At 72.3% G+C, this 17,663-nt stretch carries 17 protein-coding genes, 6 tRNA genes and 1 pseudogene; 9 read left to right on the top strand and 15 right to left on the bottom strand.

Features of this window, described 5'->3' with window-relative positions; translation table 11 throughout:
* The 6 genes and pseudogenes from OFY01_RS04695 to OFY01_RS04670 all read right to left on the bottom strand — a co-directional run.
* A pseudogene (locus OFY01_RS04695) lies at positions 1–262 on the bottom strand (hypothetical protein); the annotation flags it as partial.
* Positions 259–1,143 carry a carbohydrate ABC transporter permease gene (locus OFY01_RS04690; protein ID WP_266596563.1) on the bottom strand — a complete coding sequence of 295 codons (885 nt, stop codon included), beginning with the start codon at positions 1,141–1,143 and terminating at the stop codon, positions 259–261. The gene OFY01_RS04690 and the pseudogene OFY01_RS04695, both read right to left, overlap by 4 nt.
* Positions 1,140–2,105: a carbohydrate ABC transporter permease gene (locus OFY01_RS04685; protein WP_266596561.1), complete on the bottom strand. Its 966-nt coding sequence runs from the start codon at positions 2,103–2,105 to the stop codon at positions 1,140–1,142. Before OFY01_RS04685 ends, OFY01_RS04690 begins: the two co-directional genes overlap by 4 nt.
* A 14-nt stretch (positions 2,106–2,119) precedes the next feature.
* On the bottom strand, positions 2,120–3,427 hold the full coding sequence (locus OFY01_RS04680) for an ABC transporter substrate-binding protein (protein WP_266596559.1): 1,308 nt from the start codon (positions 3,425–3,427) through the stop codon (positions 2,120–2,122).
* Between the two features lie 158 nt (positions 3,428–3,585).
* A tRNA-Val gene (locus tag OFY01_RS04675) sits at positions 3,586–3,657 on the bottom strand.
* A gap of 85 nt (positions 3,658–3,742) precedes the next feature.
* Positions 3,743–4,213, bottom strand: a complete 471-nt coding sequence (locus tag OFY01_RS04670; RefSeq protein ID WP_266596557.1) for a TIGR02611 family protein — start codon at positions 4,211–4,213, stop codon at positions 3,743–3,745.
* Positions 4,214–4,412: 199 nt separating this feature from the next.
* Here OFY01_RS04670 and OFY01_RS04665 point away from each other — a divergent pair, with 199 nt between their 5' ends.
* Together OFY01_RS04665 and OFY01_RS04660 are read left to right on the top strand one after the other, a co-directional pair.
* Positions 4,413–4,826: an SsgA family sporulation/cell division regulator gene (locus tag OFY01_RS04665; RefSeq protein ID WP_004002642.1), complete on the top strand. Its 414-nt coding sequence runs from the start codon at positions 4,413–4,415 to the stop codon at positions 4,824–4,826.
* Positions 4,827–5,057: 231 nt separating this feature from the next.
* Complete coding sequence (locus OFY01_RS04660; RefSeq protein WP_266596554.1) at positions 5,058–5,627, top strand: CGNR zinc finger domain-containing protein; 570 nt, start codon at positions 5,058–5,060, stop codon at positions 5,625–5,627.
* A 13-nt stretch (positions 5,628–5,640) separates the two neighbouring features.
* Here OFY01_RS04660 and OFY01_RS04655 read toward each other — a convergent pair whose 3' ends face one another.
* Positions 5,641–5,859 (bottom strand): hypothetical protein, encoded by a 219-nt coding sequence (locus tag OFY01_RS04655; protein ID WP_266596553.1) that lies wholly within the window; start codon positions 5,857–5,859, stop codon positions 5,641–5,643.
* A 299-nt stretch (positions 5,860–6,158) separates the two neighbouring features.
* Positions 6,159–6,599: a hypothetical protein gene (locus tag OFY01_RS04650; RefSeq protein WP_266596551.1), complete on the bottom strand. Its 441-nt coding sequence runs from the start codon at positions 6,597–6,599 to the stop codon at positions 6,159–6,161.
* A 209-nt stretch (positions 6,600–6,808) separates the two neighbouring features.
* On the opposite strand from OFY01_RS04650, the gene OFY01_RS04645 reads away from it, so the two are divergent.
* Positions 6,809–7,309: a DsbA family protein gene (locus OFY01_RS04645; protein ID WP_266596549.1), complete on the top strand. Its 501-nt coding sequence runs from the start codon at positions 6,809–6,811 to the stop codon at positions 7,307–7,309.
* A 49-nt stretch (positions 7,310–7,358) separates the two neighbouring features.
* Here the strand turns inward: OFY01_RS04645 and OFY01_RS04640 are convergent, their stop codons facing one another.
* The 3 genes from OFY01_RS04640 to OFY01_RS04630 all read right to left on the bottom strand — a co-directional run bounded on the left by OFY01_RS04640 (position 7,359) and on the right by OFY01_RS04630 (position 10,224).
* Positions 7,359–8,183: a GNAT family N-acetyltransferase gene (locus tag OFY01_RS04640; protein ID WP_266596547.1), complete on the bottom strand. Its 825-nt coding sequence runs from the start codon at positions 8,181–8,183 to the stop codon at positions 7,359–7,361.
* Positions 8,184–8,258: 75 nt separating this feature from the next.
* Positions 8,259–9,080 (bottom strand): aminotransferase class IV, encoded by an 822-nt coding sequence (locus OFY01_RS04635; protein ID WP_266596545.1) that lies wholly within the window; start codon positions 9,078–9,080, stop codon positions 8,259–8,261.
* A gap of 13 nt (positions 9,081–9,093) precedes the next feature.
* Positions 9,094–10,224 (bottom strand): chorismate-binding protein, encoded by a 1,131-nt coding sequence (locus tag OFY01_RS04630; protein ID WP_266596543.1) that lies wholly within the window; start codon positions 10,222–10,224, stop codon positions 9,094–9,096.
* 236 nt (positions 10,225–10,460) lie between these two features.
* Here OFY01_RS04630 and OFY01_RS04625 point away from each other — a divergent pair.
* From OFY01_RS04625 to OFY01_RS04605, 5 genes are all read left to right on the top strand, one after another.
* A tRNA-Gly gene (locus OFY01_RS04625) sits at positions 10,461–10,533 on the top strand.
* A gap of 36 nt (positions 10,534–10,569) precedes the next feature.
* Positions 10,570–10,643 (top strand) — tRNA-Cys (locus OFY01_RS04620).
* Between the two features lies 1 nt (position 10,644).
* A tRNA-Val gene (locus tag OFY01_RS04615) sits at positions 10,645–10,716 on the top strand.
* Between the two features lie 24 nt (positions 10,717–10,740).
* A tRNA-Val gene (locus tag OFY01_RS04610) sits at positions 10,741–10,812 on the top strand.
* 53 nt (positions 10,813–10,865) lie between these two features.
* Positions 10,866–10,937, top strand: a tRNA-Val gene (locus OFY01_RS04605).
* 218 nt (positions 10,938–11,155) lie between these two features.
* Here OFY01_RS04605 and OFY01_RS04600 read toward each other — a convergent pair.
* Positions 11,156–11,350, bottom strand: coding sequence for a hypothetical protein (locus OFY01_RS04600; protein ID WP_266596541.1), 195 nt, complete (start codon positions 11,348–11,350; stop codon positions 11,156–11,158).
* Positions 11,351–11,872: 522 nt separating this feature from the next.
* Between OFY01_RS04600 and OFY01_RS04595 the strand changes: the two genes are divergently transcribed.
* Positions 11,873–13,132, top strand: coding sequence for a serine/threonine-protein kinase (locus tag OFY01_RS04595; protein ID WP_266596565.1), 1,260 nt, complete (start codon positions 11,873–11,875; stop codon positions 13,130–13,132).
* A gap of 67 nt (positions 13,133–13,199) precedes the next feature.
* On the opposite strand, the gene OFY01_RS04590 is transcribed toward OFY01_RS04595, so the two are convergent.
* The 3 genes from OFY01_RS04590 to cobT form a co-directional block, all read right to left on the bottom strand.
* On the bottom strand, positions 13,200–14,036 hold the full coding sequence (locus OFY01_RS04590; RefSeq protein WP_266596539.1) for a TrmH family RNA methyltransferase: 837 nt from the start codon (positions 14,034–14,036) through the stop codon (positions 13,200–13,202).
* A 54-nt stretch (positions 14,037–14,090) separates the two neighbouring features.
* Entirely contained in the window at positions 14,091–15,326 is a 1,236-nt protein-coding gene (cobA, locus tag OFY01_RS04585; protein WP_266596537.1) for a uroporphyrinogen-III C-methyltransferase, read from the bottom strand.
* Positions 15,327–15,589: 263 nt separating this feature from the next.
* Positions 15,590–17,663: nicotinate-nucleotide--dimethylbenzimidazole phosphoribosyltransferase (gene cobT, locus OFY01_RS04580; RefSeq protein WP_266596535.1), on the bottom strand; the 2,074-nt coding region annotated here is incomplete at its 5' end.

Below are 17,663 nucleotides of genomic sequence, written 5' to 3'. Positions count from 1 at the left end.
CGAGCCCGGCGGCTCCGACGAGCCAGCCGCGGCGGGCGGCGGCCCGCAGATCGGTCAGGTAGGCGCGCCATCCGCCGGTCCGCCCGGTCAGATGGCGGCGCAGATGTCGGGCGCCGGCGGCGAACGCGGCGGGCGCGGTGACCAGGGGCAGGCAGCCCACGGCGATCCACACCCCGGTCAGCAGGCACTCGGCGAAGACGGTGAAGCCGATCCTCCGCCGCGACTCGACCGCGGGCCGGGTGGCTGCCGGGTGGCGGCTCATCCCTTGAGCCCGGAGGTCGCCATGCCGTCGATGAGGTAACGCTGGAAGGCGAGGAAGAAGGCGACGACGGGCAGCAGCGCCACCATGGACATCGCGATCATGCCGCCGTAGTCGGACAGGCCCTCCTGGTCGCGGAACATCATCAGACCGAGCGAGACGGTGTATTTGGACGGGGTGTTGAGATAGATCAGCGGCCCCATGAAGTCGTTCCAGGCGTTGATGAAGGTGAAGATGGCGCTGGTGATGACGGCGGGGCGGCTGAGGGGCAGCACGATCGACCAGTAGGTGCGCAGGTGGCCGCAGCCGTCGAGGCGTGCGGCCTCGTCGAGTTCGCGGGGCAGCCCGCGCATGAACTGCACCATGAGGAACACGAAGAATGCCTCGGTGGCGAGGAACTTGCCCGCGACGAGCGGGACGAGCGTGTCGGTGAGTTCGAGTCTGCGGAACAGTACGTACTGCGGGATGAGCAGCACGTGGTACGGCAGCAGCAGGGTGCCGATCATCAGCGTGAACAGCAGGTTCCGCCCGGCGAACCGGATCTTGGCGAAGGCGTACGCGGTCAGGGAGCTGGACAGGACGGTGCCGACCACGGCCAGCAGCGCGTACGTCAGCGAGTTGGCGAAGAAGGTGCCCACGGAGATGCCGGAGATGCCGTCGGCGAGCCCTGCGAAGTTGTCCCCGACGGGGTGGGCGGGCAGTAGCTGGAGGCTGCCGATGATGTCCTTGCCGGGCTTGAACGAGGCGCCGACCACCCAGACGACGGGGTAGAGCACGACGGCGAGGACGGCGAGCGCGCCGATGTGCCAGGCGAGCGATCCGGTGCGGCGCCGCTCGCGCGCGGCGCGGGCGACGGGGCGGGCGGGGCTTGTCGCGCTGGTCACTTGGCGGCCTCCGTCTCGTTCTCGTAGTGCACCCATTTCTTCTGGGACCAGAACAGGACGGCCGTGACGAGGGCCACCGCGATCACCAGGGTCCAGGCCATGGCGGCGGCGAAGCCCATCTGGGACTCCTTGAAGCCTTTCTGGTAGAGGTAACAGGTGTAGACGAGGGTGGCGTCGGCGGGCCCGCACTGGGTGTTGGAGACCACGTACGCGGAGCCGAACACCTGGAAGGCGTGGATCGACTCCAGGAGGACGTTGAAGAACAGCACGGGGGAAATCGTCGGCAGGGTGATGCTCCAGAACCGGCGCAGTGGTCCCGCGCCGTCGATGGCCGCGGCCTCGTACAGCTCCGGCGGCACCTGTTTGAGCCCGGCGAGGAAGATGACCATGGGCGCGCCGAACTGCCAGATGGTGAGGGCGACCAGGGCGTACAGGACGTAGTCGGGGTTGCCGATCCAGCCACCGGCGTGCAGGCCGAGGACGGTCTGCGTACGGTCCACGATGGCGTGGTCGGAGAACAGTGCCCGCCACACGAAGCCGACGGACACGCTGGCGCCGATGAGCGAGGGCAGGTAGAACGCCGCCCGGTAGAGCGCCTGGCCGCGCCGCTTCTGCGCGAGGAGCAGCGCCACCGCGAGGGCGAGCAGCAGTTTCAGCGGGGTGGCGACCACCACGTACGTGAGGGTGACCTGCACCGACTTCTGCCAGCGCGGGTCGTGGAACATGGTGGTGAAGTTGTCGAAGCCGACCCACTGGGGCGGGGTGAACAGGTTGTAGTCCGTGAAGGCGTAGTACAGCGAGGCGATCATCGGCCCCGCGGTGAGCAGCACGAACCCGGCCAGCCAGGGCGACATGAACAGGTAGCCGGCCAGGTTCTCGCGGCGTCGCCCCTCGCGTGCGGCGGTGGGAGCGGCGGGCGGCTTGTTCGCCGTGGTGGTGGGCGTCTCCTCGACGAGCGTCATGGCGTACGTCCCTTTCAGGCCGCGAAGGCGGCCTTGGCCTCACCGAAGAACTGCTGGGCGGCGGCGGACGGCCTGCTCTTGCCCTGGGCGACTTCCTTGCCGATCCGCAGGAAGGCGGCCTCGATGACGTCGGCGCCGGACGGGTGCGGGGTGATCTTGCCGAGGACCCCGGCCTTGGCGACCTCCTCCTCGAAGGCGGCGATGCCCTTGCTGGTCCTGTCCGTCGGCTTGTAGGCGTCGTACTGCTCGGTGGTGGCGAGGATGCCGCGGTCGTAGCCCATGATCTTGCCGACCTCGGGGTCGTGCACCATGAAGTCGATGAACTGTGCGGCCTCCTTGGGATGCTCGGTTCCGGAGAAGGCGCTGAGCATCAGGGAACCGAGGTACTGGCCGGTGTGCTTGCCGTCGGTGGTGGGGATCGGCGCGAGGCCGTAGTCGGACCTGCCCTCGCCCTCGTAGCGGACGGAGAAGTTGTCCCAGGTGAATTCGGCGGCGGCGAGACCTGCGGAGAGGCCGGACTTCGGGGCGACCTGCTCGATCTTCTTCGGGTCGGCGACGATTCCGGACTTCACGCGCTTGTAGCCGTCGCTCCACCACTGCGTCAGATCGTCCTGGGTGAAGCCGAGATCGGTGTCGGTGTAGAAGGCCCTGCCGTGCTGGCGCAGGTAGAGGTCGTACAGGTACATCACGGTGAAGTAGCCGGTGTCGCCCGCGATTTTCTGTGTGTCGTGGATCTTCCGCAGGGCGCTCCAGTACTCGTCCCAGGTCCAGCCCGCCTTGGGGTCGACACCGGCCTTCTTGAAGACGTCGAGGTCGATGACGAGGGCCATGGTGTTGGCGCCGACGGGTATGCCGAGCTGTTTCCCGTCGGCCTGACCGGCCGTCAGTACACCGTTGCGGAAGTTCTTGAGGCTCAGATTCCCGGCGCTCGCCTGGGACTTGAGGTCCATGAGAACTCCGCGCTTGTCGTACTTGCGCAGGAACCCGACGGCATTCTGGAAAACGTCCGGGGGATTTCCACCGGAGGCCTGGGTCTGGAACTTCTCCCAGAACGCTTCATAATCGGCGAATTCAGGCTTGATCTTGATCTTCGGGTACTTCTTCTCGAAGAGCCTGATGGTCTTTTTGATGGCGACGGTCCGCGGTTCGCCGCCCCACCAGGCGTACCGGAGACTGACGGTCCCGTCGCCGCCGCCCGACCCGCAGCCGGCGGCCGTCAGACCGAGCGCGGCGAGCGACCCTCCCGCGACCTTCAGCAGGCCCCGCCGGTCAAGATCCCCACGGCCAAGGCCCTCGTGGCCACGATCCCTGTTGCCAGTCACAGTTCGCCCCTCCGCCTGCGCATTGAATCGTTTTAGGAAAGCGCTTGCCGAGCAAAGGTAGGGAGGTGCGGGGGGTGCGTCAACGGTTCGGACAAGAATCGCGGCGAACACGCCGAGGGCCCCGGAGACTCGACGTCTCCGGGGCCCTCGGTCCGGGGTGGGCGATACTGGGTTCGAACCAGTGACCTCTTCGGTGTGAACGAAGCGCTCTCCCACTGAGCTAATCGCCCGGGCGCAGGAAGAACATTACCCCATGTCAGAGGGTGCCCGGCACCATCCGCCAAAGTCCGCGCCCGCGGACCCGCACACCCCGGCTCACTGGCTGACGTTCCAGGGCATGACGAGCCCGAACTTCCCTACGTAGAGGCCCGCCAGCGCGGCCACGACCACCAGACCGCAGACGGTCAGCGCGATGTTGCGCCGCCGCACCTTCGGATCGAGCGCGCGCTGCGTGGCCTCGGTGACCTTGCGCTTCGTCCAGCGCAGCACGAGCTGCGCCCAGACGAACTCGGTGGCCCAGATCGCCATGCCCGCGAAGATCACCAGCCATCCGGGGCCCGGCAGCGGCAGCATGATCACGCCCGCGACCACGACCGCGAGACCCACCACGAAGACGCCCACCTGCCAGCTCAGGTGCAGCACCCTGCGCGCCCGGACGAACTCCGGCGCGCGCGACCCCAACGGTTTCTCTTCCCGCCCGGTGCCCCCTTCCGGCCCGGCGCCGGTTTGCCCGGCGACGGTGTCCGCGGTGGCGGCGTCGGCGGCCTCGTCACTCCCCGTATTCATGACACCAAACCTACCGGACTCATTCCGGTACCCGGAATGGGTACTGCCGCCCGGCCTCCCGAAGAAAGACTCCGCCATACGAGCTACCAAAAGCCACCCAAAACACTCAGAGGGGTTTACAACGGCATCGTAGGTGGCATGTCGATTTCGCCGACGTGCGAATCCCCGAGCGCACACTGAGCGAAAGGCCCTGGCGCTTATGAACACCACGGTCAGCTGCGAGCTGCACCTGCGCCTCGTTGTGTCGAGCGAGTCCTCACTGCCTGTACCCGCGGGACTGCGGTATGACACGGCCGATCCGTATGCCGTGCACGCCACCTTCCACACCGGAGCCGAGGAGACGGTCGAGTGGGTGTTCGCCCGCGACCTCCTCGCCGAAGGCCTCCACCGGCCGACCGGCACCGGCGACGTCCGCGTGTGGCCGTCCCGCAGCCACGGTCAGGGCGTCGTCTGCATCGCCCTGAGCTCTCCGGAGGGTGAGGCTCTGCTCGAGGCCCCGGCGCGGGCCCTCGAGTCGTTCCTAAAGCGGACCGACGCAGCCGTGCCGCCCGGCACGGAACACCGCCACTTCGATCTCGACCAGGAGCTGTCGCACATCCTCGCGGAGAGCTGACCGCGGGAGGCCGGCGCCGGCAGCCAGTCGGCGAGCGGCGGGGTGAGAGCTTCCGTGCCGTCCACTCGGGGAGACGGCACGGACAGACCTGGGCAGGACAACCGCATAGGGCTTCGACCGGCGCCGCCTCCTGGGCTTCCAGGGGGCGGCGCCGGTCGTCTCCGCGGGGCAGGGACTAGGCTCGACGGGCAGCGGCGGGTGCGGGCCCGCCATCGGGGCAGGGAGCGAATCGTGCTGATCACCCACGACACCCGGTGCTCGCTCGACACCGTGGTCGATCTGGTGAACACCGCGCCGGACGACACCGAGGGCGGCGCGACGCCCGACGGGCTCGCCGATCTGGCGGCGCTCACCGAGTTCGTACGAAGGAACAACATCAGCGACGTGGGCGTACTCACGGAGCGTGACCTCGACGCGGTGCGCGGGGTGCGGGAGAAGTTCGCCGCGGTCTTCGCCGCACAGGACCCGCGCGCGGCGGCGACACTGATCAACGACCTCGTGGCCGCCGCGGGCACCACGCCCCGCCTCACGGACCACGACGGCTACGACTGGCATGTGCACTACTTCGCGCCGGGCGCGTCCGTGGCGGACCACATGGCCGCCGACTGCGGCATGGCCCTGGCGTTCTTCGTGGTCGCCGGGGAGCAGGAGCGACTGCGGCGCTGCGAGGCACCGGACTGCCGGCACGCGTTCGTGGACCTCTCCCGCAACCGCTCGCGCCGCTACTGCGACAGCCGCACCTGCGGGAACCGGCTGCACGTCGCCGCGTACCGGGCCCGTCGCAAGGAGGCCGCGGGCTGAGCGGTCCCCGCCCTCACAACAGCAGGAGATCGTGGAGCGCGGCCATCAGGAGCAGGCAGCCGATCACCGTCAGGAAGATCATGAGCGGGGGCTGGGAGAGCGCGAAGAGACAGCCGCGTCCGTCCTCGGCGGACGGCGCCTCGGCGGGTCCGGGCTCGCTCTGCCGCGCGGGGGGCGCGTGCCGCTTCTCGGTGTCCAGCTGGTCGGCCAGCTGCTGCGGTGTGTCCGGCATCTCGCGGCGATGATGGCGCAGCGCTCAGGGCACGCCATCACAACACGCCCGGTTCCAACGGGGGTTCGCCACATCCCGTGACAACGCGTCCGGGCAGGTGCGCGAAAGCGCGGCCCGGATCGCACGCGTGTCGGACGACGGTCAGAGGCCGTACGAGGGCGTCGAAGCCGATGCCGGGGACCGACTCGGCCAACGGTCTCAGGTGCCGGGCCCGGATGTCGGGCTGAGGTGCCGGGCCCGTATGCCGGACTCAGGTGCCTGGCCCGCACGGACTCACGCGCCGGGCCCGCATGCCGGACTCAGATGCCGTGCTTCTTGAGGATCGCCTCGATGTCGCTGAAGTCCTCGGCGCCGCCGGCCTTCGGCTGCTGCTTCGGGGGCCGTGCGGTGCGGGCGCCCGGGCCGAGGGAGGGCGCCGAGGCTCCGGGGGCCACGGCGTCGCGCCCCGCTTCCCCGGCCGCCTCGCGTTCCCTGCGGCCGCCCGCGGCGCGCCGCTCGGCCGCGCGCGTGCCCATGAACATCAGCCACGCCGCGCCGAGCACTCCGAAGCCCGCCCACGCGGTCGGGCTGAACGCGGTGTCCACCGCCCAGCCGACGGCTCCGGTCATCACCAGGCCCAGCGGGACCAGCGAGTAGGCGGCGAGGCGGGCGGCGGAGAGGAACTTCCTGCGGTACGCGGTGACCGCGGCGATCCCCAGGCCCGCCACGGAGACGGCGGAACAGACGGTCTCGGCAATCATCCGGTCCTCCTGGGTTCGGGCGGGTGCGGCGGTTTCGACAGGCGAGGCTTCGGAAGGCAAGGCTTCGGAAGGCGGTTTCGCCCCTTCCATCCTGCACCGTCCGGGGCGCCTCGGGCCATGGCCCCGGCGGACCTCAGGGAGATCTCGGGGTCGCGCCTCCTTCGCAGGTCCAGGTTGGGGCCGCGGCGGCGGCCTGGGAGACTGGGCCCATGAACGCCCCGAACCCCATCCTCGACGTGTGGTGCGAGTTGCAGTGCCCCGACTGCCGTGCGGCCCTGGACGACGTGCGCGCGCTGCGCGAGCGCTACGGCGACCGGCTCGAACTGCGCCTGCGCCACTTCCCGCTGGAGAAGCACAAGCATTCCTTCGCCGGCGCCCAGGCCGCGGAGGAGGCGTTCGCCCAGGGCAAGGGGTGGCCGTACGTGGAGGCCGTGCTCGGCCGGGTCGAGGAGTTCGACCGCGCCGGTGAGCCGTTCCTCGTCGAGGTGGCGCGGGAACTCGGCCTCGACGCCGAGGAGTTCGACACGGCCCTGGTCGACGGGCGGCACATCCTGATCGTCGACGCCGACCAGGCCGAGGGCAAGGCGATCGGCGTGACGGGCACACCGACGTACGTCATCGGCGGTGACAGGCTCGACGGCGGCAAGAGCCAGGAAGGGCTGCGCGAGCGCGTGGAGGAGATCGCGGACCAGCTGCTCGCGGCCGGCTGAGCGGCTGCCTCGGCCCTCCCGGCCGCCCGTCCTGACGGCCGCCGTCACCTCACAGGAGCGTCTTGTACAGGTGGTGCTGGACGGGCTGGTAGCCCAGGGACGTGTACAGGCTCAGCGCGGCCTTGTTGTCCGCGAAGACGTTGAGGCCGATGCGGTCGGCGCCCACCGCCAGCGCGTCGGCCTCGGCGAGCAGCATCAGCGCGCGTCCGTGGCCCCGGCCGCGCCGCTCGGCGGTGACCTCCACGTCGTAGACGTACGCGCCGTCGTCGCGCAGCGCCAGCCAGAGCGTTCCCACCGGCTCTCCGTCGTGTTCCAGGACACTGAGCAGGACGTCCGGGGTGGCGAGTCCCTCGGGCAGCAGGGCGGCGTGGTCGCGGTCGGCCTTGGCGCGGGCCTCGCCCTCGGGGATGCCGCGCTCGGTCCAGGTGTGGACGTACGTCTCCTTGGCCCGCGCCCGCCAGGCGGTGAACTCGGCCTCCGTCATGCGCCGCCCCGCCGTACCGCCGGGCAGCGGGCGCGGCGCCGCTTCCAGCGACTTGGCCATGGTGCGGTTGCGCTCCAGGTAGCCGAGCGTGGTGGCGAGGCGCAGCAGGTCCTGGTGGGCGGCGGGGACCGACGCCTCGATGCGGCGGCAGCCCCAGGTGCGGGCCACCTCCTCGGCGGCGAGCGCGGCCACGGTGCCGCGGCCTCGCCCCCGTTCCCGCTCGTCGATGCGCAGCTCCGTGATCAGGGCGGCCCGGGGGCCGAAGAGCGGGTGCGTGGCGAGGTGGAGCGTGCCGACCGGGCGGCCGTTCACACACACCTCGTAGCGGCGCGAGCGCACGCCGTCGGCGCCGTGCTGGAGCGGCTCGGTCGGCCGCAGGGTCGTGGTCATCACCCGTGTTCTACCCCCCTCGGCGCCCGGGGCGACACCCCCCGGCGCGCGTCCTCGGGCGTCCCGGCCGTCTGCTCAGGGGTCGAGGTCGTCCGCGGCCCGCTCCTCCCACACACGCATGGCCTTGGCGGTGACGGGCCCCGGCGCGCCCGGCAGCTCACGGCCGTCGACCCGGTGCACGGCCTGCACGTCGCGCAGCGTCGACGTCAGGAACACCTCGTCGGCGCGGTCGAGGACGTCCAGCGGCAGGTCGGTCTCCTGGGCGCCGGTCCACTCGACCGCGAGGGCGCGGGTGATCCCGGCGAGGCAGCCTGAGGTGACAGGCGGGGTGTGCAGCTCGCCGCCGAGGACGACGAACACGTTGGAGCCCGTGCCCTCGCACAGCTGCCCGACCGTGTTGCCGAACAGGGCCTCGGACGCGCCGTGTTGGTGGGCGCGGGCCAGCGCGACGACGTTCTCGGCGTACGAGGTGGTCTTCAGGCCGGTGAGCGCGCCCCGCTCGTTGCGGGTCCACGGGACGGTGATCACCGCCGTGGTATCGGGGCGCCGGGTGACCTCGCCGAGCGCCACGACGAGCGTGGGGCCGCCGTCGCCGCGGTCGGAGCCGAGCGGCGAGGTGCCGCCGGTATAGGTGATGCGCAGGCGGCCCAGCGGCATCGGTTTGGCGTCGAGGACGGCGGTGCAGGCGCGGCGCACCTCGTCGGCGTCCGGCTCGGGCAGGCCGAGGCCGCGCGCGGAGCGGGCGAGCCGGTCGAGGTGGCGGGTGAGCGCGAACGGGCGGCCTTCCGTGGCCTTCACCGTCTCGAAGATGCCGTCGCCCACGGTCAGCCCGTGATCGAAGACGGACACGCGTGCCGTGTCCAGGTCCCGCAGCCCGCCGTCGAGCCAGATCTTCACTGGGTCCCGCCTCTCACTGTCCTGTCCGCTCGGTCCGCTCGGTCCGCTCGGTCCGCTCGGTCCGCTCGGTTTGTGTGCCGTCGGAATCCGCGTCCGCGTCCGAGTACGCGTCCGACGCTACCGCGAGCAGTCGCGCCGCCTTCAGTTCGGTCTCCCGCCACTCCCCCTCGGGGTCGGAGCCCCAGGTGATGCCGGCGCCCGCCCCGAACCGCAGCACCGCGCCGTCCGCGCCGTCCGCGTGCTCGGCGGACCGGTCGATCCAGAACGTACGGATTCCTACGGCCAGTTCGCCCGTGCCGCGGTCGGCGTCGACCCATCCGATGCCGCCGCAGTAGGGGCCGCGCGGCGCGGTCTCCAGCTCCTCGATGAAGCGCAGCGCGCTGGATTTGGGGGCGCCGGTGACGGAGCCGGGCGGGAAGGCGGCGTCGAGGAGTTCGGGCCAGCCGGCCCCCGGGCGCAGTTCGCCGCGCACGGTCGACACCAGGTGGACCAGGCCCGGGTACTTCTCGACTACGCACAGGTCGGGGACGGTCACGGTGCCGGTGGCGCAGACCCGGCCCAGGTCGTTGCGGACCAGGTCCACGATCATCACGTTCTCGGCGCGGTCCTTCTCCTTGAGCTCCGCCTCGGTGGGGGCGGTGCCCTTGATCGGCCCGGACTCGACGATGCCGCGCTCGCGCCGCAGGAAGAGCTCCGGCGAGGCCGTGGCGATCTCCACGCCGTGGCCGGGCAGCCGGATCGTGCCGGCGTAGGCGCCCGGGTTGCCGCGGGCGAGGACCGCGGTGAGGGCGTCCACGTCCGCGTCGGGAGACACCGGCGCGGACAGCACGCGGCAGAGGTTGACCTGGTAGACGGCGCCGGTCGCGATGTGGGCGCGGATGTCGCGCACGCCCTGGGTGTACGCGGCGTGGTCGAGGGACGACGTCCAGGCGTCGGCCGCCGGGCCGCGCCAGGCCCCGGGCCGCGGGGCGGGCACCGGCTCCTCGCGTACGCTGCCGAAGCGGGCGCAGACGAGCCGTCCCTCGAAATCGGCCGCGACGGCCCAGAAGCCGGTGGAGTCCAGGGCCGCGGGGTCGCTGGTCACGTCGCGCAGATCGGTCGCGAGCAGGCCGCCGAAGCGGGCGAGCGGAGGGGTCTCGTGCACGGGTTCGAGTCTAGGTCCTGCCCCCGCGCCTCCGTCGTCGCCCGCGGGGCGGCCCGGCGGCGTCCGGCTCCCGCGATCGCCTGGAGCGGGGGCCGGTTCGGTGACCGGGCGGTGACCTGGAGTGGAGCACCGTCGGTCGCACCGCAGCACGCTGGGGAAACGCGTTTTGGAGCTGCCCCGGGAATCCGCTAGAGTTCACCACGTCGCCGGGACGCGCAAGCGGGCCGGAATGACAGGCGAACGTAGCTCAGTTGGTAGAGCGCAACCTTGCCAAGGTTGAGGTCGCCGGTTCGAGACCGGTCGTTCGCTCGGATGTGGGGGATCTTCCCGAACCCCTACGCTCCTGGTGGAGTGGCCGAGAGGCGAGGCAACGGCCTGCAAAGCCGTCTACACGGGTTCAAATCCCGTCTCCACCTCCAAGGACGATTAGCTCAGCGGGAGAGCGCTTCCCTGACACGGAAGAGGTCACTGGTTCAATCCCAGTATCGTCCACTGGAGCCTCACGGCTTCGTCCCCGCGCGATTAGCTCAGCGGGAGAGCGCTTCCCTGACACGGAAGAGGTCACTGGTTCAATCCCAGTATCGCGCACGCAGCACCACGCGGTACCGCACGCGGAGCCTGATAGAGTCTGGCACCGTCCCGCGCGATTAGCTCAGCGGGAGAGCGCTTCCCTGACACGGAAGAGGTCACTGGTTCAATCCCAGTATCGCGCACAGACGAGAAGCCCCTGGTCCATCTGACCAGGGGCTTCTCTCGTGGTGGGTCCCCGAGGCCGGGCCCCCTCCGGGGGCGCCGGAGCGCGCACAAAAAGTGCTGCGCGCAGCTCCCCAGCTGCGCGCAGCACTTGTGTCGTCCGCCGCACCCCCGTCCCCACGGGGTTTCATGGCCGGATGTCCCCGCCCGGACCGCTCTTCCGGGCCCGGGGCGCCGCTCAGCGCCCCAGCATCACGCCCACGGACGACGCCTGTGTGACCACCGCGTCCCAGCCGCCGAAGGCGACGACGAGCAGGGCCGCGAGAGGCAGGACCATGGCCGTGGCCACCAGCGGATGGCGGCGGCCCGCGGGGGTGCGCGACGTGCGTACCCGGGCACGGGGGGCTGTGGTCCGCGATGCCGTGTCCGCCATGGTCCTCTCCCGGTCGAGATCCTGATGTCTGGCAGCGACGGGCACGTGACCTCGGGGGACGAGTGCCGCACCCGCCGCTTGACCTCAAATCTATGGGCGGCGGCCCCTTCGGGCGTCATGCCCTCGTACCGATTCCCGGGCCTCCCGGAGGATGACCGACGCCGCCGCGTGTACTCCCCTGGGTGGAGACGCGGAGCCGGGACTCGGGGTCCTCCCCGACGGGGTGGGCGGTGACTTCGATCACTTTCCCGGCTCCCTCGCGGGCCGCGATCTCCACCCGGCGGCCCGCACGGCCCGCCGCTCCCGGTCCGGCCGCCCCTCAGGGGCCCAATCCCCCTGCCCCGACCCGGGGTTGGGCGGGGCGGGCCGGGCAAGTGCGGCCCCCGCAGCGCACCCTGACCGTTGCTCAAGTCTCCCGCCGCGCACTGACAATCGAATCGGCCGTGAGGGCGCGGCCTCTGCGCGCAGTCGGCCGCGTAAACGTAAGCTGTGGCACGTCAGACGGAACGGGCGGCAGCGGGGATGAACATGGCGATGATGCGCCTGAGGCGCGAGGACCCGCGCGTCGTCGGCTCGTTCCGGCTGCACAGACGGCTCGGCGCGGGCGGAATGGGTGTGGTCTATCTCGGCTCCGACCGGCGCGGGCAGCGTGTCGCGCTCAAGGTGATCCGGCCCGACCTGGCGGAGGACCAGGAGTTCCGGTCACGGTTCGCGCGGGAGGTGTCCGCCGCGCGGCGCATCCGCGGCGGCTGCACCGCACGCCTGGTCGCCGCCGATCTGGAGGCGGACCGGCCCTGGTTCGCGACGCAGTACGTGCCGGGACCGTCGCTGCACGACAAGGTCGCTGAAGAGGGGCCGCTGGCCGCCTCCGACGTGGCCGCCGTCGGTGCGGCCCTGTCGGAGGGGCTGGTCGCCGTCCACGAGGCGGGCGTCGTGCACCGCGACCTCAAGCCGTCCAACATCCTGCTGTCCCCGAAGGGGCCGCGGATCATCGATTTCGGCATTGCCTGGGCGACCGGGGCCTCCACCCTCACCCACGTGGGCACGGCGGTCGGCTCCCCCGGGTTCCTCGCGCCCGAGCAGGTGCGCGGCGCGGCGGTCACCCCGGCCACGGACGTGTTCGCCCTGGGCGCCACGCTCGCGTACGCGTCCATGGGCGACTCGCCCTTCGGGCACGGCAGTTCCGAGGTGATGCTCTACCGCGTGGTGCACGAGGAGGCGCAGCTGCACGGGGTGCCCGACGCGCTCGCGCCACTGCTGCGGGCGTGCCTGGCCAAGGACCCCGAGGAGCGGCCCAGCACGCTGCAGTTGTCGCTGCGCCTGAAGGAGATCGCGGCCCGGGAGGCACAGGGCGGCGTCCCGGAGGCCCGCCCGCCCGCGCCGCGCGCCGCCGAACAGGACCGGCCGACCGGGCGCCTGACCCAGTCGTACGGGGACCGGGCGGAGCAGCAGCGCACCCAGCGGCGTACGCAGCCGGGGACGCCGGTGCCGCGCACGGGCGGGAACCGGACCGGCGCGAGCCGCACCGGCGGCGGATCGGCACCGCGCCCCGCGCAGCGGTCCGGCACCGGCAGGCCCGGACCGCGCAGCGGCACCGGCGGGCGCCCGGCGCCGCGGACCAACGGCACGGGCGCGGGCGGCACGAAGGGCTCGGGCTCCGGCAAGCGGCTGCGGCCGGCCAACCCTCGGCTGCTGCGGCAGCGGCTGTTCGTCTTCGTGGTGGTGACGCTGTTCGTGGCGCTCGCCATCGCCCTGGCACAGGGCTGCCAGGGGCCGTCGTAGCGGCGGAAGCCGAGAGCCCCCGGGGCCGGGTCGCGGTCCCCGCACCGGGCAGAGCCCCAGGGCCGGGTCAGAGGCTCGGGCGGCCGGTGGCCACCGCGTAGAACGCCACCGCGGCCGCCGCGCCCACGTTCAGCGAGTCGACGCCGTGGGCCATCGGGATGCGGACCCATTCGTCCGCTGCCATCAGCGCCTTGGTGGACAGGCCCTCACCCTCGGCGCCGAGCATCAGCGCCACCCGGTCCATGCGGTGCGGGGCCGCCTCGTCCAGGCTCCTGGCGCGCTCGGCCGGGGTGAGCGCGAGGAGCGTGAAACCGGCCTCGCGGACCGCCTCCAAGGACTTGGGCCAGGACTCCAGTCGGGCGTACGGCACGGAGAAGACGGCGCCCATGGAGACCTTGACCGAGCGGCGGTAGAGCGGGTCCGCGCAGTCCGGGGAGAGCAGCACGGCGTCCATGCCGAGGGCCGCGGCCGACCGGAAGATCGCGCCGATGTTGGTGTGGTCGTTGACGGCCTCCATGACGGCCACGCGGCGGGCCGTGGTGAGGAGTTCCTCCGCCGTCGGCAGCGGCTTGCGCTGCATGGAGGCGAGGGCGCCGCGGTGGACGTGGTAGCCGGTGACACGCTCGGCGAGGTCGGGGGCGACGGCGTAGACCGGGGCGGGGACCTCGTCGATGACGTCACGCATGACGTCGACCCACTTGGCGGACAGCAGCATCGAGCGCATCTCGTACCCGGCCTGCCTGGCGCGCCGGATGACCTTCTCGCCCTCGGCGATGAACAGGCCCTCGGCGGGTTCGCGCCTGCGGCGCAGCTCGACGTCGGTCAGGCCGGTGTAGTCGCGCAGGCGCGGGTCGTCGGGGTCGTCGATGGTGATGAGACCTTGGGGTTCAGCCGGTTCAGCCACGGATCGATACTGCCTTGCCTCGGAGCTTGTGCCAACGGGTGGGCACGACTGTTGTTACCGTCGGTTACGTTCGGGGCCCTCGCGGACCACGTCCCCGATGACGATGACGGCCGGGGGCTTGACGCCTTCGGCGGCCACCGTCTCGCCGACCGTGGCGAGGGTGGCGTCTACGCGGCGCTGGGCGGCCGTCGTGCCTTCCTGGACGAGCGCGACGGGGGTGTCCCCCGGCTTTCCGTGCGCGACCAGGGCCGCGGCGATCTTCCCGATCTTGTCGACGCCCATGAGGACGACGAGCGTGCCGGTCAGCTTGGCCATCGCTCCCCAGTCGACCAGGGAGCGTTCGTCGTCGGGGGCGACGTGACCGCTGACCACGGTGAACTCGTGGGCGACGCCCCGGTGGGTGACCGGGATACCGGCCGCGCCGGGGACGCTGATCGAGCTGGAGATGCCGGGCACGACGGTGACCGGGATGCCCTCGGCGGCGAGCGCCTGCGCCTCCTCCATGCCCCGGCCGAAGACGAACGGGTCGCCGCCCTTGAGCCGTACGACGGCCTTGCCCTGCTTGGCGTGGTCTATGAGGGCCTGGTTGATGGCCTCCTGGCCCATCTGGCGGCCGTAGGGGATCTTCGCCGCGTCGATCACCTCGACGTGCGGCGGCAGCTCGTCGAGCAGGTCGCGCGGGCCGAGCCGGTCGGCGATGACGACGTCCGCCTCGGCGAGCAGGCGGCGGCCGCGCACGGTGATGAGGTCCGGGTCGCCCGGGCCGCCGCCGACCAGGGCGACGCCCGGCGTGTGGGGCCGCTCGACACCGACCGTGCCGTCGCGCAGCGCCTCGACCAGGGCGTCGCGGATGGCGGCGGTGCGGCGCGGGTCGCGGTCGGCGGCCTCCGTGGACAGGACGGCGACGGTGACACCCTCGGTGCGTCCGGTGGCGGGGGTCCAGGCGGTGGCCGCCTCGGCGTCGTCGGAGCGCACGCACCACACGCGGTGCTCCTCGGCCTCCGCGGACGCCTCGTCGTTGGCGGCGCGGTCACCCGTCGCGATCAGGACGTACCACGCGCCCTCCAGGTCGCCGCGCTCATAGCGGCGCCGCACCCAGGTGATCTCGCCCGCGTCCGCCATGGCCTCCACCGAAGGGGTGGCCGACGGTGAGACGAGCGTGAGGTCCGCGCCCGCCGCGATCAGGGCCGGCAGGCGGCGCTGGGCGACCTGGCCGCCGCCGATGACGACGGTCTTGCGGCCGGTGAGGCGGAGTCCTACCGGGTAGGCGGGGTGCGGTGCGGCGGGCATGGCGTACGGCTCCTCGTGCGGGCGGGGCTGGTGGGCTGCGACGCTGGAGCCCGGTGATGTACGGGTCGGTGACGTACGGGGGTCGGTCACGTACGGGGGTCGGGGGCGGGGCCCTCGTCCCGCGGGCTGGGTCCGGGCTCCGGGCGTCCGCCGGACGGGTCCCGGGGCTGGGTTCGAGCTCAGCCTACGTGGGCCTGCCTGAGGAGCGCCTGCCCCGGCGTGTGCCGGGGCAGGCGCAGCGCGCCGGACGGACCCTGGTCCGGTTACTTCTCGGTGACGCCCGCCGAGTCGAACGTGGCGACCTCGTGCATGGCGCGCGCCGCGCTCTGCACGATCGGCAGGGCCAGCAGCGCGCCCGTGCCCTCGCCCAGACGCAGGTCCAGGTCGATGAGCGGGCGCAGGCCCAGCTTGTTGAGCGCGGCGACGTGGCCGGGCTCGGCGCTGCGGTGGCCCGCGATGCACGCGGCGAGCGCCTCGGGGGCGATGGCGCGGGCGACCAGGGCCGCGGCCCCGGCGCTGACGCCGTCGAGGACGACCGGGGTGCGCAGCGAGGCGCCGCCGAGCAGCAGGCCGACCATCGCCGCGTGCTCCAGGCCGCCGATCGCGGCGAGGACGCCGATCGGGTCGGCCGGGTCGGGCTGGTGCTTGTCCAGGGCGCGGCGTACCACCTCGACCTTGCGGGCGTGGGTCTCGTCGTTGATGCCGGTGCCGCGGCCGGTGACCTCGGCGGGGTCGGCGCCGGTGTACACGGAGATGAGGGCGGCCGACGCCGTGGTGTTGGCGATGCCCATCTCGCCGGTGAGCAGCGCCTTGTTGCCCGCCGCGACGAGGTCGCGGGCCGTCTCGATGCCGACCTCGACGGCCGCCTTGACCTCCTCGCGGGTCAGGGCGGGCCCGGTCGTCATGTCGGCGGTGCCCGCGCGCACCTTGCGCGGCAAGAGACCAGGCGTCGCCGGGAGTTCGCTCGCCACGCCGACGTCGACGACGCAGACCTCGGCGCCGACCTGGTTGGCGAACGCGTTGCAGACCGCGCCGCCGCCCAGGAAGTTGGCGACCATCTGCCCGGTGACCTCCTGCGGCCACGGGGTGACGCCCTGGGCGTGCACACCGTGATCGCCGGCGAAGATGGCGACGGCCGCGGGCTCCGGGACGGGCGGCGGGCACATCCGGGACAGGCCGGACAGCTGCGCGGAGATGATCTCCAGCATGCCGAGGGCGCCCGCGGGCTTGGTCATCCGCTTCTGCCGCTCCCACGCCTCGCCGAGGGCCTTGGCGTCCAGCGGGCGGATGTTGGCGACGGTCTCGGCGAGCAGGTCGTGCGGGTCCTCACCGGGCAGGGCGCGGCGGCCGTACGTCTCCTCGTGCACCACCCAGGACAGCGGGCGGCGCTTGGACCAGCCGGCCTGCATCAGCTCGGGCTCGTCGGGGAACTCGTCGACGTAGCCCACGCACAGGTAGGCGACGACCTCCAGGTGTTCGGGCAGGCCGAGGGCGCGGACCATCTCGCGCTCGTCGAAGAAGCTCACCCAGCCGACGCCCAGGCCCTCGGCGCGGGCCGCCAGCCACAGGTTCTCGACCGCGAGCGCGGAGGAGTACGGGGCCATCTGCGGCTGCGTGTGGCGGCCCAGGGTGTGGCGGCCGCCGCGGGTCGGGTCGGCGGTGACGACGATGTTGACCGGGGTGTCGAGGATGGCCTCGATCTTCAGTTCCTTGAACTGCTTCGCGCGGCCCTTGGGGAGCGACTTGGCGTACGCCTCGCGCTGGCGCATCGCCAGTTCGTGCATGGTGCGCCGGGTGTCGGCGGAGCGGATGACGACGAAGTCCCAGGGCTGGGAGTGGCCGACGGACGGCGCCGTGTGGGCCGCCTCAAGGACGCGGAGCAGCACCTCGTGCGGGATGGGGTCGCCGCGGAAGCCGTTACGGATGTCGCGGCGTTCGCGCATCACGCGGAGGACGGCCTCGCGCTCGGCGTCGTCGTAGCCGGGGGCGGCGACGGTCTGGTCGGGCACGGGGGGCTGGTCGGACGCGGGTGCCTGCCCGCCCGCGTTGTCGCCCGCGGCCGGGGCGGGGGGCTGGGCCTGGGGCGGCGCGGCGGGCTGCCCGGCCTCCGCCGCGGCGGCCGGTTCCTGGGCCTCGGGCCGCGCCTGCGCCTGCGCCTGCGCCTGCGCCTGGGGATCGTCCTGCGGTTGTTCCCGGGCGGCCTCGGCGAGTTCGATGACCTGGGGCGCCGAGGGTGCCTCGGGAGCTTCAGGGTTCTCGGGGGCCGCGCGGTCGGCCGGGGCCATGAGCAGCGTGCGCTCCCATGCCCGGTACCGCGCCAGCTGGCGGGCGACCTCT

This window comes from Streptomyces beihaiensis (genome assembly GCF_026274175.1).
In the GTDB taxonomy this organism is placed as follows: domain Bacteria; phylum Actinomycetota; class Actinomycetes; order Streptomycetales; family Streptomycetaceae; genus Streptomyces; species Streptomyces beihaiensis.
This window is presented reverse-complemented; position numbering and strand designations above follow the sequence as displayed.